Origin of the sequence: Methanobrevibacter smithii ATCC 35061, assembly GCF_000016525.1 — an archaeon.
In the GTDB taxonomy this organism is placed as follows: Archaea; Methanobacteriota; Methanobacteria; order Methanobacteriales; family Methanobacteriaceae; genus Methanocatella; species Methanocatella smithii.
Map to the genome: position 1 here is coordinate 135904 of NC_009515.1, position 15012 is coordinate 150915.

Annotated in this window: 17 protein-coding genes and 2 pseudogenes; 2 read left to right on the forward strand and 17 right to left on the reverse strand. The window is 32.1% G+C overall.

Annotated features, from left to right (window positions below; all coding sequences use genetic code 11):
- Window positions 1-13 precede the first annotated feature (13 nt).
- A complete protein-coding gene (locus MSM_RS00690; RefSeq protein ID WP_004034953.1) occupies window positions 14-556 on the forward strand; it encodes a nucleoside monophosphate kinase in 543 nt (180 codons plus the stop codon).
- Between the two features lie 2 nt (window positions 557-558).
- Here the strand turns inward: MSM_RS00690 and MSM_RS00695 are convergent, their stop codons facing one another.
- The 17 genes and pseudogenes from MSM_RS00695 to MSM_RS09385 all read right to left on the reverse strand — a co-directional run bounded on the left by MSM_RS00695 (window position 559) and on the right by MSM_RS09385 (window position 14653).
- Complete coding sequence (locus tag MSM_RS00695) at window positions 559-1239, reverse strand: diphthine--ammonia ligase (RefSeq protein WP_004034951.1); 681 nt, start codon at window positions 1237-1239, stop codon at window positions 559-561.
- A 6-nt stretch (window positions 1240-1245) separates the two neighbouring features.
- The gene (locus MSM_RS00700) at window positions 1246-2052 is read right to left on the reverse strand and encodes a hypothetical protein (protein WP_011953709.1); all 807 of its coding nucleotides are present in this window, start codon (window positions 2050-2052) and stop codon (window positions 1246-1248) included.
- Window positions 2053-2168: 116 nt separating this feature from the next.
- Window positions 2169-2918 carry an SseB family protein gene (locus MSM_RS00705; RefSeq protein ID WP_004034131.1) on the reverse strand — a complete coding sequence of 250 codons (750 nt, stop codon included), beginning with the start codon at window positions 2916-2918 and terminating at the stop codon, window positions 2169-2171.
- Between the two features lie 28 nt (window positions 2919-2946).
- Window positions 2947-3375 carry a class III signal peptide-containing protein gene (locus tag MSM_RS00710; protein WP_011953710.1) on the reverse strand — a complete coding sequence of 143 codons (429 nt, stop codon included), beginning with the start codon at window positions 3373-3375 and terminating at the stop codon, window positions 2947-2949.
- 1 nt (window position 3376) lies between these two features.
- Window positions 3377-3694 carry a hypothetical protein gene (locus MSM_RS09285; protein ID WP_048058661.1) on the reverse strand — a complete coding sequence of 106 codons (318 nt, stop codon included), beginning with the start codon at window positions 3692-3694 and terminating at the stop codon, window positions 3377-3379.
- Between the two features lie 222 nt (window positions 3695-3916).
- Window positions 3917-4246 (reverse strand): annotated as a pseudogene (locus MSM_RS09290) (prepilin peptidase); the annotation flags it as partial.
- Window positions 4247-4331: 85 nt separating this feature from the next.
- A complete protein-coding gene (locus MSM_RS00725) occupies window positions 4332-5948 on the reverse strand; it encodes a CTP synthase (protein WP_004034139.1) in 1617 nt (538 codons plus the stop codon).
- A gap of 271 nt (window positions 5949-6219) precedes the next feature.
- Window positions 6220-7350, reverse strand: coding sequence for an aldo/keto reductase (locus tag MSM_RS00730; RefSeq protein WP_011953712.1), 1131 nt, complete (start codon window positions 7348-7350; stop codon window positions 6220-6222).
- Between the two features lie 15 nt (window positions 7351-7365).
- A complete protein-coding gene (locus MSM_RS00735) occupies window positions 7366-8157 on the reverse strand; it encodes an alpha/beta hydrolase (RefSeq protein ID WP_011953713.1) in 792 nt (263 codons plus the stop codon).
- A gap of 569 nt (window positions 8158-8726) precedes the next feature.
- A complete protein-coding gene (locus tag MSM_RS09375) occupies window positions 8727-8858 on the reverse strand; it encodes a hypothetical protein (RefSeq protein WP_011953715.1) in 132 nt (43 codons plus the stop codon).
- Between the two features lie 78 nt (window positions 8859-8936).
- A complete protein-coding gene (locus tag MSM_RS00745; RefSeq protein ID WP_011953716.1) occupies window positions 8937-10301 on the reverse strand; it encodes an MATE family efflux transporter in 1365 nt (454 codons plus the stop codon).
- A gap of 124 nt (window positions 10302-10425) precedes the next feature.
- Window positions 10426-11658 (reverse strand): cofactor-independent phosphoglycerate mutase, encoded by a 1233-nt coding sequence (locus MSM_RS00750; RefSeq protein WP_011953717.1) that lies wholly within the window; start codon window positions 11656-11658, stop codon window positions 10426-10428.
- A gap of 27 nt (window positions 11659-11685) precedes the next feature.
- Window positions 11686-12705 carry a homoserine dehydrogenase gene (locus MSM_RS00755; RefSeq protein WP_011953718.1) on the reverse strand — a complete coding sequence of 340 codons (1020 nt, stop codon included), beginning with the start codon at window positions 12703-12705 and terminating at the stop codon, window positions 11686-11688.
- A 7-nt stretch (window positions 12706-12712) separates the two neighbouring features.
- Window positions 12713-13198, reverse strand: a complete 486-nt coding sequence (locus tag MSM_RS00760; RefSeq protein WP_004034160.1) for an amino acid-binding protein — start codon at window positions 13196-13198, stop codon at window positions 12713-12715.
- 11 nt (window positions 13199-13209) lie between these two features.
- A complete protein-coding gene (gene gatC / locus MSM_RS00765) occupies window positions 13210-13425 on the reverse strand; it encodes an Asp-tRNA(Asn) amidotransferase subunit GatC (protein ID WP_004034161.1) in 216 nt (71 codons plus the stop codon).
- A 17-nt stretch (window positions 13426-13442) separates the two neighbouring features.
- Window positions 13443-13883 carry a restriction endonuclease subunit S gene (locus MSM_RS09380; RefSeq protein ID WP_080513216.1) on the reverse strand — a complete coding sequence of 147 codons (441 nt, stop codon included), beginning with the start codon at window positions 13881-13883 and terminating at the stop codon, window positions 13443-13445.
- An 8-nt stretch (window positions 13884-13891) separates the two neighbouring features.
- Window positions 13892-14653 (reverse strand): restriction endonuclease subunit S, encoded by a 762-nt coding sequence (locus MSM_RS09385; protein ID WP_080513217.1) that lies wholly within the window; start codon window positions 14651-14653, stop codon window positions 13892-13894.
- Between MSM_RS09385 and MSM_RS09025 the strand changes: the two are divergent.
- Window positions 14646-14930: pseudogene (locus tag MSM_RS09025) on the forward strand (lectin like domain-containing protein); the annotation flags it as partial. The gene MSM_RS09385 and the pseudogene MSM_RS09025 overlap by 8 nt on opposite strands.
- Between the last annotated feature and the right edge of the window lie 82 nt (window positions 14931-15012).

A 15012-nucleotide genomic window follows, 5' to 3' on the forward strand; every position in this document is an offset into this window, starting at 1 on the left:
CGAGGAATATAAAATGGAAGTAATGGGAATATCAGGACTACCTGGATCTGGAAAAAGTTTAGTTTCTGAAATTGCAGCTAAGAAAGGAGCAGCAGTTGTAAGTATGGGAGACATAATACGTGAAGAAGCTAAAAAAAGAGGAGAAAGCTCAAAAGAAACTGCAACTAACCTTAGAAAAGAACACGGAAAATATATTGTAGCCAAGCTAACTATTGAAAAAATCAAAAAGATGATTGAAGACAAATTAGCTACAACAATCATCGTAGAAGGAATCAGAAGTCCTTTTGAAGTAAATATGTTTAAAGAAAACTTTGATGATTTTATAATTCTTTCCATTTTTGCAAATCCTGCAATACGCTTTAAAAGATTGCAGCAAAGAAACAGAGAAGATGACTCTGAAAATTACGAAGACTTCCTGAAAAGAGACCAGATGGAATTGGATTTTGGTATTGGAACTGTAATCTCATTATCCGATAAAATCATTATCAATGAAAAGGATTTGGAAAGCTATGAAAAAGAAATAAATGAATTTTTAAAAGAAAACACCACCCTCTAAATTCATTTATCTTCCAATTCTGCTTCTTCAATAATATACAAACCACTATCCAAATGCCATGTTTTTTTATCTTTTAAAATATTGATTCTTTTTTTGAAAATTGGACCGTCAACAGCTAGTGTTTCTGCTTCTCCACCTTCAAAAGCTAAATTAATACCAACTTTTTTGTTGATTTCAACCAGTTCATCAATAGCTTTATCATCGATTTTTCTGCCCAGCCATGATTCATCTAAACCATAAGCAAAAACACCACTTATTATAACTTCAAAACCTAATGAAACAATCTCTTTCATATATTCAAGTTCATCCACATGCCAGTAAGGAGATATGATTTCCAGTCCAACTTCATCACCTAATTTTTCAATCCTTGATTTTTGATAAACTGAATAAAGTGCACCGGTATATATGGCTTCAACACCTAAATCTTTAAGTTTTATAAAAGCCATTTTTAAATCTTCAAGTTCCTCTTCTTTAATGCCCTGAGTCTGTGCAGTAATGATTGGAATATTTAATGCTTCTGCAAGCAAATCAGTTATATGAATATTCGGAACATGAAACATGTAAGATTCATCATTAACAGATTTCATAGAAAGAAGATATTTAACATCTTCTCCTGTTTCTAAAGCATTATATAATGCCATAGTACTGTCTTTTCCTCCAGAAAATAAAACAGCTACCTTCATCAAATACTACCTTTTAACCTTTTTATTAAGGAACTTTTTGAATTTTCTATAACTAACAACAACTGCATCGAAGTAAATTCCAACAACAGAAACCATTACACCAACAACACCTGAAACCAGTATGAATTCGTTGTCAGATATCATAGACTGATTGGTTTGATTAACAACCTTTTGAGTTGGTCCTTCAATATGAGTTGCAACAATTCCTCTTTCCAATAGAGCATCTTCAAATTCACCTAAAGAGGCAGATGATACAACCAATTTAGCATGTATCTGAGCATAAGCAATAGAATCACCATAAACTAATTTATACCAATCAGAAAATGACTGCAATGCAGAACTGGATGTGTAACCCGGTTCTAAAGTAATATTAATTCTGCCTGAAGGTTCAACTGTATAATCTGCATAATGAGAATCAATATTGCCTATTACACTATTAAAATAAGCCAATTCCTTATCATTAAAACTCCATAGGAAAAACGTTACTCCAGTTTCATTAAATGATTTAAAACCATCGATTTTAGATAAATTCTGTTCCAATTCACCTACATCTGTGGCGGAAGACAAATCCAAATATAATGTTTCTTCATTTCCGGGAACATTCTTTTCAAGTTCACCGACAAATGCCGGGACCTCCTCATACAAAGGCTCCAGGAAAAAGGCACCACCAATAGACCCTATAAGAAAAGCTACAACAAGAACAAGTGCTATTTCTTTTTTAGGCATAAATGGCTTTAACATACCTATAGAAAAAACAAATACCATCAATATAATGAATAAAATAACATATACAATAGCAATTAAAATATCCATAAATTCACGCGCCAATTAAATAATATTACTATTTAAGATAACAAGTAATTTAAATAAGTTTTGGATAGATTAATGGATTATTTCCCATTGAAAAAAGAAGAATAGATGAAAATTAATCAATCATAAAATTTCTGATTAACACACTTCCAAATCATTGTATGTTCATCTTCCTGACTTACAAATTCAAATTCCGTTTCAGGAGCAAGAAGAATATCGCAACTCATTTCAGGATCCATCATACCACCTAAATAAACAGTTCTGGTGTCTTTTGGAAGTATTAAAACATTCAAATAAGGAATATTGTCATCAAAATGCATATTTACACTGGCTTTAAGTGGATCTGGAGATGAATAAACACCATCAACAGCTTGTTTTTTCATAAAAGGTTCCAATTCACGATAATAAACCCTAATTTCCTGATTTAAAGGCATGGCTTTTTCAAAAATCCAGTCATTAGGATTATTTCTTACTTCAAACAAGTCAAAAAAGGAATCAAGATCTATGCAAACAGTATCCTTACTTGAGGGATTTATCATAATTTCATCAATTTCTGATGAATCTTCAAGCATATCCTTCAAGTCTTTCATAAAAATAGCTATTACAGAAACTGGAGGATTGTCTTTTTTTAATTCTTCATTGTCTGTAAATAATGGAATGCATTTACATCCATTTTCTTCAATTGTAACAGGTTTAAAACTAAGAGGTTCATTTATTTCATCACTTTGAGTTTTAGAATATATTTCAACCGGAAGTAAAAGCTGTGCATTTTTAAATTCAGATACGAAACTTTCATATTCTTCTTTGCTCATAGATTCAGGTTCGATTTTCATTAATTCTTTAAGTTTAGCATTGTCTAGACTACTCATAAATTAACCTCACACATTACATTATAATTTACTTTTTAGAGATAAATATATTTTCACTATCCTCAGGCCATTCAATAACAAGTGTATTTCTGCCTTTATTTAAATTCAGAACACCACTGACATCATCTGCATCATGATTTACTCTAATCAGCTTAGATGACCCGTCATTGAATTTTACACTGACTGAGAGATGTTTTTTGTAGATATTGACATTAATGCTTTGATCCATCTCCAGATTAACAGTCTGCCTTGCGCCATGACCTTCACCATATACCTGATTGATTCCGCCGGCTATTTTATACATCTGGGATTTGACATTTACAGCATCGGAAACATCTGTTGTTTTATCAATTGCCAGACTGGCTAAAGGCAGAGTGAATATAGTCAGAATAATTAAGGCTATTGCAAATATAAACAAATATTCAACTGCAATTTGACCATTATTTTCTTTAAGCATCCTACATCACCAGAAAGAACTTTTTTATAAACAGCAGCATCAAATCACCATAAATAACAGATATCAAGAATCCTGCAAATATTGCAGGTGCAAACGGAAATCCTATTTTTACTGAAATGCTGTTGGATATGATTTTTTGAGCATTCATAATCTTTAAGAGATACATATCCTGAGCAGTTATTCCTCCGGCACTCTGAGATTTAAAGTAATAATTAAAATCAGGATTATTCTTTGTTTTGTAAACTTTTAGATTGCCATTGATGTCACTGATTAAAACAGCTATTTTTTCATTATTGAAATAATAATCATTGACTATCATTCCTTCTTTTAAATCTTTAATCAGTATCAGTTTATTTAGATTTAACTTTAAAAATAGTGATATGGAATTTATATTTAAAAATGAAAATAATATGTCCTTATTTGAGTTAAACATTGTGTTTTTTAATATCAGATAGCCGGTAAATATTAGCAGAAACGGAAATGCTATTAAAATGCTGTTTATAATTACTGTAAATGAAAACGGGTAAACTGACAGCTGAGGATAAATATTTAAAAAGTCAAGATTTATGCCAAATGGTATAACTGTGGCAATAGCTGTAAGTAATTTTACATCTCCTCCACCCCAAATTTTTAATTTCCAAAATAGGAAAGTTACGATATATGTTACAAACATTGAAATTATTGAGCATAAAATGTATTTAATGTTAGCAGAAAGAACTGACAAAAACAGGTTAGATATCAACCCAAAAATAAGCAGAGATAAATTTAACCTGTTGGATATTATTCCTGTTTTAACATCAAAAATTGCAGCCAAACAACAAAATAAAGATGTAACTATAATTTGAACTAAAAATATAATACTAAAATCCATAATTCTAGTATAAACTAAGAAATATATTAATTAGCTAGAAAATAAGAGTGTAAAATTGTTTTTAAAATAAAAAAAATGAAGAGAATCAGTTTTTAGAATACTCATAAATAGCTTCTAAAAATGATTTGAATAATGGATGTGGCCTATTCGGTCTTGATTTAAATTCCGGATGGAATTGGCAGCCGACAGCCCATGGATGATTTGGCAATTCAACAATTTCCACTAAGAAGTCATCAGGACTAACTCCTGAAATAACTAAACCTTTATCTTCCAGGTCTTTCCTGTAATCATTGTTAAATTCAAATCTGTGTCTGTGACGTTCTGCAATATCTTCCACATTATAAGCCTCATATGTTTTAGTTCCTTTAACAAGCTTACAGTCATAAGAACCTAAACGCATAGTTCCGCCCATGTTTTTAACTTTTTTCTGTTCTTCCATCATGTCAATAACAGGGTGAGGATTTTCGCTGTCAAATTCTGAACTGTTAGCTTCAGGATATCCGTTACGTCTTGCAAACTGAGTTACAATAGAATGCATTCCCAAACAGATACCGAACAACGGAACATTGTGTTCAATAGCATAATCTACAGCATCAAGCTTTCCTTCAAATCCACGTTCTCCAAATCCTCCGGGAATAAGAATACCATGGAGATTGCCCATAACCTCTTCATCCAAATTATCAACATCAGAACTGATGTAGATGATGTTGGCTTTTACCCCAACATTAGCTGCTGCATGCTGCAGGGATTCCCTGATACTGATATATGCATCTTCAAGCTCTACATATTTACCGACAATTCCAATATTTACAACAGGACTTTCAATCTTAAGAGATTCTACAATTTTACGCCAGTCATCAAGTTTTGAGGAATCCGGTTTAATATCCAGTCCTATCCTATTAACTATCAATTCACCAATGTTATTTTCTTCTAAAACCAGTGGCACTTCATAGATAGTACCTGCATCAGGAGTGTTTACAACAGCTTTTTGATCCACATCACAGAAATGAGCTATTTTTCCTTCTAAAGCATCGTCAATTGGTTCCTGAGATCTGCATACAATAACATCAGGGTTAATACCCATACTTCTTAATTCTTTTGTAGAATGTTGTGTCGGTTTGGTTTTGAATTCACCGGCGGCATTTAAGTATGGAATAAATGTAACATGAACAAACATGACATTATCATGGCCTTCTTCATTTCTAAGTTGCCTTAAAGCTTCAAGGAAAGGCTGGCTTTCAATATCTCCAACAGTACCACCCAACTCAATTAGAACAACATCATAATCCTCATTATCAGAGATTAACCTAATCATTTCTTTAATTTCATTGGTAATATGTGGAATAACCTGTACACAAGCTCCCAAGAATTTGCCTTCCCTTTCTTTAGAAATAACAGATTTATAAACTTTACCTGTAGTGATATTGGACAATCCAGGCAATTCAACATCTAAAAATCTTTCATAATGACCTAAATCCAAGTCAGTTTCCATTCCATCATTAGTTACAAAAACTTCACCATGCTGATAAGGGTTTAATGTTCCGGAATCCCAGTTCAAATAAGGATCTATTTTAATAGCCGCTACTTTTAAACCATAAGATCTTAAAATACGACCCATAGATGCAGAAGTAATTCCTTTTCCAATAGAACTAACTACCCCACCAGTTATAATAATATACTTTGTCAGAAAAATCCTCTCCATTTTATAAAAAATAAAATTTATATACTTTATAATTTAGTTGTTCATCTTATATATAATTATGAAAAAATCAGATTAAATTAATTGGTAGCTATACTTGGGTGGTGTAATTGTATAGCTACCCTATTTTTACTTAAAAGAATTTTAGTAATTAGTCACTGGGTTGGGTGGTGGAATGACTAATTACCAAAACAAATTTTTTTAAACAAAAATCAGAAGAGCAAAAACTCTCCCGATAGTAAAATTTATAGCATGTGTTATAAATACTTTACTCTCATAACATAGATTCCAGATCAACTTCCAGCAAGTCCCTGACCTTTTTAAGCTCATCAATGATTTTTATATGCTGAGTGCAGTTCTCCTCACATTCACCACATTCCAAACATGAAGATGCAGGTGCATTTTTCTTGGCTAAATTATCATAGTAGAAATAATGTAAAAACTGGAGTTCAATGGATTGTTTAACATCATTATAAAGAGCAAAGAACTTTGAAATTGGAATATCTTCAGGGCATGCATCCAAACAGTAATCACATCCCGTACATGGAATTGCTATTGAATGTTTAATGATTTCAACTACATCTCCAATAACCTTCAATTCATCTTCAGTCAATGGATTGAAATCTTTCATATAACTTAAATTGTCTTCCAGCTGCTCCAATGAACTTACACCAGACAATACTGTTAAAACACCTTCCAAACTGGCTGCAAACCTAATTCCCCAAGATGCAAGTGACAAATCAGGATTGTAGCTAGTTAATATTTTACCGGCATCTTCCGGAATATTTACAAGTGTTCCTCCTTTTAAAGGTTCCATTACAATAATGTCCTTATTGTATTTTCTGGCTACTTCATAACATTTCCCTGACTGAATTCCCTCATTGTCCCAGTCAAGATAATTTATCTGTAACTGAACAAATTCTATAGAAGGATGCTCACTTAATATTTTATCAAGAGTTTCTGCATCATCATGAAATGAAATTCCGAGATGTCTGATAAAGCCTTCTTCCTTTAATTTTTCTGCAAATTCAAAGCACTTTAACTGCGGAATGATTCCATTGTAGAAGTTGTTTGTAATATTGTGCAGCATGTAATAATCAAAATACTCAACACCGCATCTTTCTTTTTGCTCACTGAATATTTCTTCAAGGTTATGTGAAGGTTTAAGCATGTATACAGGTAATTTATCAGCTATTATTACATCTTCTCTCGGATATCTTTCAGTAACTGCTTTTCTAAGTGCCACTTCACTTAATCCGTCATGGTATCCATATGCAGTATCAAAGTAATTGAATCCGCTTTCAATATATTTATCAACCATTTCAAATATCTGTGGCAGGTCAATATCTTTCGGATCATCACTATTACAGGGTAACCTCATAGATCCAAAACCAAATTTTTTCATATTATCTCCTCTTTTTTATAATGGGAGCCATTCTATAAACTCTTTAATATAATCATTGCAAAACTCCCAGGTATGTTCTCCTGAAGAGCATCTGAACTCCACATCAACATTTCTTGATTTTAAGTAATTATAATAATCTATGTTCTCATCATACAAGAAGTCATTATCTCCAACTGCCATGAAAATCTTTGGAATTTCAATATCATTAGCTATCAAATCATCAATTAAAAATTTGGGGTCCATGTCACTTCCGATTACTTTATTCAAGTCTCCGAAACAGGACTGGGCAAAAGATTTTGAAGACAATAAATCATCTCCTTCACCCCAGTTATGCAAATCATCTGTCAGCAACGCTGCAGAGATTGCTCCAATATATCCGAAAGTGTCATGGTATTTTAATCCGTTTCTAATAGCTCCATATCCTCCCATTGAAAATCCTGCAAGATATGTGTCTTCTTTTTTATGAGATAGTGGGAAAATGTTTCTTGTCATTTCAACAAGTTCACGACCTATAAACTCCCCATAATATTTGTGGGATTCTTTTTGGTCCACATAAAAGCTATTTTCTCCACTTGGCAGGACAACTGCAATATTATGGTCTTCTGCAAATTTTTGAATTGTAGTGTTTGCTAAAAATATATCATCACTGCCGAAAAGCCCATGCAGCAGATACAATGTTTTATATGGCTTTTCTACTATTTCTTCAGTGCCCTGCAAGTAATGTATATTGTCTGCAGGTAAAATTACACTTAATGATGTTCTTCTCTGAAGTGACTTGCACTTAATATCTCCTCTAAACAATACCATAATATCACAAACTGTTGCACATTACAACATAATTTTTAATTTTTTTAATATATAACTGTTGTGTTTAACAACCATTTTATTTCTGTTATTTGCAAATTAAAATTAAATATTCCATTCCGCTTTTCATGCCTTTTATGGCTACAAATGAAAAAAATAATGGAACCAATCAAGCATATTCTTAAAATTTATTATAATAATTAAAAAAAATACAATTATTATAATCCTTCCAGGCCAGTTAATATTTATTTTCTTAAAGAAAAGGACACAGTAATAATAAATAGTCAAAATTACTATAATACTAAGCAAAATCACATTTACAACATCTTTAATCATAGAACACATACACCCAAAATAATATTATCTCAAAATTATATACATGGAATAATAATAGCAATTAAAATAAAAGATATATAAAATAGCCTAGATGGCCAATTATCTTTTTCTACAAGAGGATTAGGATTCCAAATTGTATAATAGTTATAACAATGCCATGATAAAACAAATATTACAAAAAAAATAAAAACAAAAACACATTTAACATTAATATCCATAATCATACCACCAAACATCTAATTATTAGAGTACTGTGACTCCCAAATATCTCTCCAAATATAATCTCCCCCAACACCACAAACAGAACCTAAAGATAAAAAAAATAAAAAAAACAATAATAAACATACACCAAAATCAACATCCCTCATCAAAACCACTAATAAAACAATCTATCAAAATAAAAATATAAACATTACTATTTGAATTTTTATGTAAAAAAAGAAAAATTAGGATTCTGCAACCCTATATAATGTCCATTTATTGCTGAAGTATCTGTAGATGTATAATCCGCCTCTTACAAACCAGTCAATGAACATAGCTACCCATGTTCCAAATACTCCCATATTAAAGTTTATGGCTAAAATGTAAGATAAGCCTATCCTGCAGGTAAACATTACTGTTAAGCTTACCACCATTGCCCATTTTGCATCACCAGCACCTCTAAACAGGTTAGGCAGTGTAAATGCTATTGGCCAAATTAAAATTCCAAGTGTACCGTGCCAGATAATCATCTTGCCAGACAGTGCTGCAGTAGCAGGAGACAAATTATAAAGGCTCAAAATAACCGGCAACAGGGCAAATATTGCTGCATTGACAATAATGTGACATACAACAACAATTAAAATAATCTTTTTATTGTAATATCTTGCCTGTTCATAATCATTTGCTCCAACACATCTTGAAATTACTGCAGTCATTCCCAGATTAATTGCAAAACCAGGCAATACTGAAAATATTCCAATTGCATAACCTACAGAATTAGCTGCAATAGCTACTGTTCCAAAAGTTGAAACCAAACTTAAAACCAGCACACGTCCAAACTGGAACAGTCCGTTTTCAATACCGTATGGAATACCTACATTCAGCACGTTTTTAAGAACTTTCCAATCAAATTTATGTTTTAAAGTTCTTTTAATATGGAGTTTGAAGTTTTCATTTAATGTAAAATGCATTATAGCAGCTGCTGCAATCAGTCTTGAAATTACAGTGGGGACAGCTACTCCTTCAACACCTAAACCCAAATAATAAATACCGAATGCATTACCTACAACATTTAAAATATCGCAGATAACCATTATCTTCATTGGCAGAATTGAATTTCCGCTGGTTCTGTAAATTGCAGCACCTGCATTGTAAATAGCTATAAATGGTATTGAAAAAGCCATAAACAGCAGATATGTATTTGCATAATTCCATACGTCTGCTTCAATCTGGCCAAATAATGTATTAATTAAAAAGGATTTGGCTATTAAAACAACCACCATTAAAAGAGCTGATAAAATTCCTGAAAACCACACAAGCTGATTGCATGCTCCTCTAGCTTTTTCCGGCTTATTGTTTCCTAAGTACTGGCCAGCTATTACCGCTCCTCCAGTAGCCAGTGCAGAAAATCCAAAAATCAGCAGCTGCATCAGAAAATCAACTAATGAAACACCGGAAATTGCTGCTTCACCTAAAGATGCAACCATTACAGAATCAGCAAACCCTACAAAAAATTCCAGTCCCTGCTCAATAAGCAAAGGTAAAAACAGAACGAATAATGCTTTATTGGAAAATAAATAATGTTTTGGGGTTTTAATTAAAGATTCCATATTTAGTACACCATAAAAAAAAATAAAATTATTGTTGCAAATTACAACATAAATTATAAATTTCCAGATATATAACTGTTGCGATTAACAACATTAAAAGAAAATGATTAATGAGATGATTTATCTAAAAATCATCATTAATTAGCCTTGACATTAATTTATATCCTTCTTTTTTATCCAAACTGCCTTTAAGAACACTCTGTTCATCAAAGGATTCACATTCATCGCCTGTTTTATCAGAAGAATATATTATCAAAGGCACATCATCTCTTGTATGGGTTCCAACTGAAACCGGAGTTGGATGATCAGGCAAAATAGCTGCCTTAAAGTCCTGACCTTTTAAACTGTCTAAAACCGGACCTACAATATGCTTGTCAATTTGTTCAATAGCTCTAACTTTTTCAGCTGTGTCTGATGCATGTCCTGCTTCATCAGGAGCTTCAATGTGTACAAACACTACATCATGGTTTTTTAAAGCTTCAATTGCATATTTTCCCTTAGCTTCATAATCTGTGTCAAAGTATCCTGTAGCTCCTGGAACATCAATAATGTCAAAGCCTGCAAAAGCACCTATTCCTTTTAACAAATCAACACCAGTAATTACTGCTGCATCCAATCCGTAAACATCTTTAAAGTTAGGTAAAGTTGGTGTTACCCCCTGACCCCACAGCCATACCATATTTGCCGGTTTTTTACCATTTTCCACTCTTTTTTTATTGACTTCATGATTTTCAAGAACTTCCCCTGATTCCCACATGATTTTCTTAATGAATTTGGGTAATTTTTCATCCCATCTGTCGCCGGAGGTGTTTTCATCCAGATTCTCACCTGCAATATCATGAGGAGGCATAGTCTTCAAATCAGCCAATAGCTTAGCATCTTCAGCACTGTCACAGGAATATACAAACAGATGTCTGTAACTGACTCCTGAATAGAATCTGCCTTTAAAATCATCATATTTTCCATTGAAATAATCATTTAAGCTGTCCATAAGTATTTCAGCTTCTTCAGAAGTAATATGGCCTGCATTAAAATCATCCATATGATTGTCCTTCTGGGTAATGGTATTGCATCTGAAAATTACGTCCTTATCTGTGGTTTCAATACCCATGCTTCCTGCTTCCAGAGGTCCTCTGCCTGTATAATAATCTGCAGGGTTAAATCCGAAAATACTCATATTGGCTACATCAGAACCTGGAGTATATGCATCAGGAACATTATTGGTTAAACCTCCAAAACCCTCTTTTGCCATTTTATCAATATTTGGAGTATCAGCTGCCATAAGTGGAGTCATGCCGTCCAATTCGTCGATTGGATAGTCACTTGAACCGTCAGGAATAAAAATTACATATTTCATACTATCATCAAAAAAAGTAAAAGTAAATTAGTATTTAACTTTTAAAATACTAATCAAATCAGTCAACATCGCAGAAGCAGTTTCAAGAGATCCTGCTCCAAGTCCAATAACACTAACATCACCTGCAAGGTCAGTGCGGACAGTAGCCATATTTAAAGTTCCGCTTAAATCATATGCACTGCCTTTTTTAACTAAACGTGGTGATACCTGCAGTTTGTCTTTAGAAACTTCAGCTATTAATTTAATTAAATAACCTTCTTTTCTGGCTAAATCCATAGCCTGTGAAGTAATATTTGAAATACCTTCAACATCAACATCACTATAAGTGGCATCAATTCCTAAAAGTGAATTAGCTAAAATTACAGTTTTACAAGCTGCATCAATACCTTCAACATCCTGAGTTGGGTCTGTTTCAGCTATTCCCAACTCTTGAGATTCTTTTAAGGTTATATCATAGGAGGAACCTTCGGATGCCATTCTTGATAAAATGTAATTGGTGGTACCGTTCAATATTCCTACAATTGATTTGATTCCACAGGATGAAAGTGTTTCTTTTGTGAAATTAATAATAGGCATTGCTCCACCAACACTGGCTTCATATTTAAATTCAACATTGTTTTTCTCAGCTTCGGATACAACTTCTCTGAATTTTAAAGCTAAATGTCCCTTATTTGATGTTACAACATCTTTTCCAGCTTTAAATGCTTTTAAAGTTAAAGACAGTGCAGGTTCTGCATCAGTTATATTAGTTGGAGTTGCTTCCATCAAACAGTCATATTCCACAGCATCCAACACATCCAAACCTGAAATGGTACTGCCGTATTCAGGATAATTGGATAATTTTCCAAATTCATTTTTAGTGTTTACAAGCAGTTCTTCATCCAATCCGTCAGCACAGATTGCAGAAGATGAAGAATCTGCAGCAGCTACTATTTTTAATTCTACATTAAATCTTTCTTTAATCATGTCTTTTTTTAATGAGATTGCCCTAGCCACACCCTGACCAACTGCACCAAATCCCATTACTATGACTTTACATTCTTTCATACTATCCCTAAACTTCATTAATCATAAGTAAATCTTTTTCTGCAGCTATTTTACCAATCTTATCAAATATAAATTCTTTCATGCCAAAGTCTGTTTCAATATTAATTAAGGCAGAGGATTTGGATTCCCCGTCTAATTTAATATCAAATCCAACTACATAAACACCGTCTAAAGAATTAATTTTATCCATAGTGTCTCTAATGTCATTATCAACAATATGGCCAATTAAAATAGTGCTCACAACTTCCTTTTTAACGACTCCATCCATTGCAATAATTGAAACTCCCAACTCTTTGAACCTTTCAATAACCCTATCAAGGCTATCACGTTCACCTTCAAGAGTAAGCTGAACCGGAATCATTCCTTTTTCATTTTTAGAATCTCTTTTATGGATTACAGTAACCAGGTTTGCACCAAGGCCACTAATCGGATCCAAAACAGAAACAAGCTGTCCAGGAACATCCATAAGTTCTAAAACCAAATCCATTTTCATAAAAAATTCCCCTAATTAACCCAATCTGCTCTTTTAACAACAAGTTTGCCTTCTTTATCAATATGAGCATTCCTTAAAATTTTTTCAGGATGTTTCTCATGAGATTTATCTTCACGAGTAAGATTTAAATTGTCAGTAATATACCAAGTTTCTTCAAGATCTGGAATATTCTCTAAAGTTTTTGAAAACTTGTTTAAAATATTTTCTGCATCTTTTTCAATTTTCATAAATAAATCTCCTATGATTATTTGATAATAATAAAAATAATTTTGTTTTTTAATATTAATAAATGTTTATTAAAACTTGGGCTTTTTGCCAACTTAAAATTACATCGCCAGTTAATCCTGACAACAAACATTTGTTGGAGAAGTCCTTTTTTAAATTTTTGAGTTTTATTAATCAATTCTTCTATAGCAAATATCTTATTATCTATGTTAGAAAGCATGTTGCTTATTTGTTTTTGTTCATCGAATGATGGAAATTCAAATTTCATGTTTTCAAAGCTTTTTTTATTTAATATTGGAGTAGCAGTTATTCCAGCATAGTTTTTCATTTTTTCAGAATTGTAATCTATTAAATAATAAATAAAATCTAAATCAAAACTTTGTGATGGAGTTATAGAATTAATTTGTTGATTAAAATATCCATCTTCTAGAATAATACAATTTTTTCCAATACTGGCTATGCATGTGACTAATACACTATTTTTTTAACAAAGCGTCCTTTTTTAGCACCTTCGTCAGATAATCTTTTCGCTGTGTCAAAAATGTATTTTGAGGATATATCTGATGGAGTTACCCATAAATATTTTTTAGGAGAATAATATTCATTAACTTTAGTTGAAGGAGTGTTTCCAGTATTTATTTCGCCAACATCTTTTAGTTTTATAGTTTTCCACTCCTCTATGTAATCTGTAAATCTTAATTTCTGTGTGAAAATCTGCTGCATTAAATACTTCTTGAAATTCTGGCACATTTGTAGTTTATTATCTAAAATTTCTATTTTTGCATCTAGATTCTTAAGCAATATTCCTATTTTTTTCTGTTCATCATATTTAGGTATTTTGACTTTTTCAATTGAATAATCTTTAAAATATATGTGGGGGATTGTTGACCCTGTTTTATATTTATTTAAATTAATTGTTTGAAGTAAATAGAAAATAAAATGAATATTTAGATTTTCCTTAGGCAAAATATATTGTGATGTATTAACAACAGATGTGTTTTTTTCATGAAAACTGATATTTCCAACACCAGATCCATCTTTAACAATAGAAATATAATCACTATCCATTTCATAAAAATCTATGCATTTTAAAAATCCACTAGCGCCATATAAAGGATAATTGCCAACATTATCATCCAATTGATTAATAGATATGCTAGATGATTTATTATGCAATAAATCTTTTAGTTTGTATGTTTTCCATTCATCATCAAATCCGCTAAATCGCAATTTAAGCCAGGTTTACTATGCCAATGAATTTGAAGCACTGGGAAATAATCTGATAGCTGCAGTTGGAACCTACTTCAGCAGCAGCTGTGGAAAATACGAAATCAGCATTTATGTAAATGATATATTAAAACACACACAAAACGGAACAAGTGCATTTGGCGGTTTTTCAACTGTCAAATTAAATAATTACATTCCAGTTAACAAAGGAGACATTTTCAGAGCTGTAATTAAAGGTGTAAATGTCCCATTATCCATAAATACCAGAGTTCATAATGACGATTTAGCTACTTTAAATATAAATCTGATACCTGGAAAATATATCATAACAGCTATTGAACCGGTAACCGGATTAGATATGG

Excerpts from the sequence above, each read along its gene's own strand:
- MSM_RS00690 (WP_004034953.1), top strand. The coding sequence starts at position 14 with ATGGAAGTAATGGGAATATCAGGACTACCTGGATCTGGAAAAAGTTTA.
- MSM_RS00695 (WP_004034951.1), bottom strand. The coding sequence starts at position 1,239 with ATGAAGGTAGCTGTTTTATTTTCTGGAGGAAAAGACAGTACTATGGCA.
- MSM_RS00700 (WP_011953709.1), bottom strand. The coding sequence starts at position 2,052 with ATGGATATTTTAATTGCTATTGTATATGTTATTTTATTCATTATATTG.
- MSM_RS00705 (WP_004034131.1), bottom strand. The coding sequence starts at position 2,918 with ATGAGTAGTCTAGACAATGCTAAACTTAAAGAATTAATGAAAATCGAA.
- MSM_RS00710 (WP_011953710.1), bottom strand. The coding sequence starts at position 3,375 with ATGCTTAAAGAAAATAATGGTCAAATTGCAGTTGAATATTTGTTTATA.
- MSM_RS09285 (WP_048058661.1), bottom strand. The coding sequence starts at position 3,694 with ATGATAGTCAATGATTATTATTTCAATAATGAAAAAATAGCTGTTTTA.
- MSM_RS00725 (WP_004034139.1), bottom strand. The coding sequence starts at position 5,948 with ATGGAGAGGATTTTTCTGACAAAGTATATTATTATAACTGGTGGGGTA.
- MSM_RS00730 (WP_011953712.1), bottom strand. The coding sequence starts at position 7,350 with ATGAAAAAATTTGGTTTTGGATCTATGAGGTTACCCTGTAATAGTGAT.
- MSM_RS00735 (WP_011953713.1), bottom strand. The coding sequence starts at position 8,157 with ATGGTATTGTTTAGAGGAGATATTAAGTGCAAGTCACTTCAGAGAAGA.
- MSM_RS09375 (WP_011953715.1), bottom strand. The coding sequence starts at position 8,858 with ATGAGGGATGTTGATTTTGGTGTATGTTTATTATTGTTTTTTTTATTT.
- MSM_RS00745 (WP_011953716.1), bottom strand. The coding sequence starts at position 10,301 with ATGGAATCTTTAATTAAAACCCCAAAACATTATTTATTTTCCAATAAA.
- MSM_RS00750 (WP_011953717.1), bottom strand. The coding sequence starts at position 11,658 with ATGAAATATGTAATTTTTATTCCTGACGGTTCAAGTGACTATCCAATC.
- MSM_RS00755 (WP_011953718.1), bottom strand. The coding sequence starts at position 12,705 with ATGAAAGAATGTAAAGTCATAGTAATGGGATTTGGTGCAGTTGGTCAG.
- MSM_RS00760 (WP_004034160.1), bottom strand. The coding sequence starts at position 13,198 with ATGAAAATGGATTTGGTTTTAGAACTTATGGATGTTCCTGGACAGCTT.
- gatC (WP_004034161.1), bottom strand. The coding sequence starts at position 13,425 with ATGAAAATTGAAAAAGATGCAGAAAATATTTTAAACAAGTTTTCAAAA.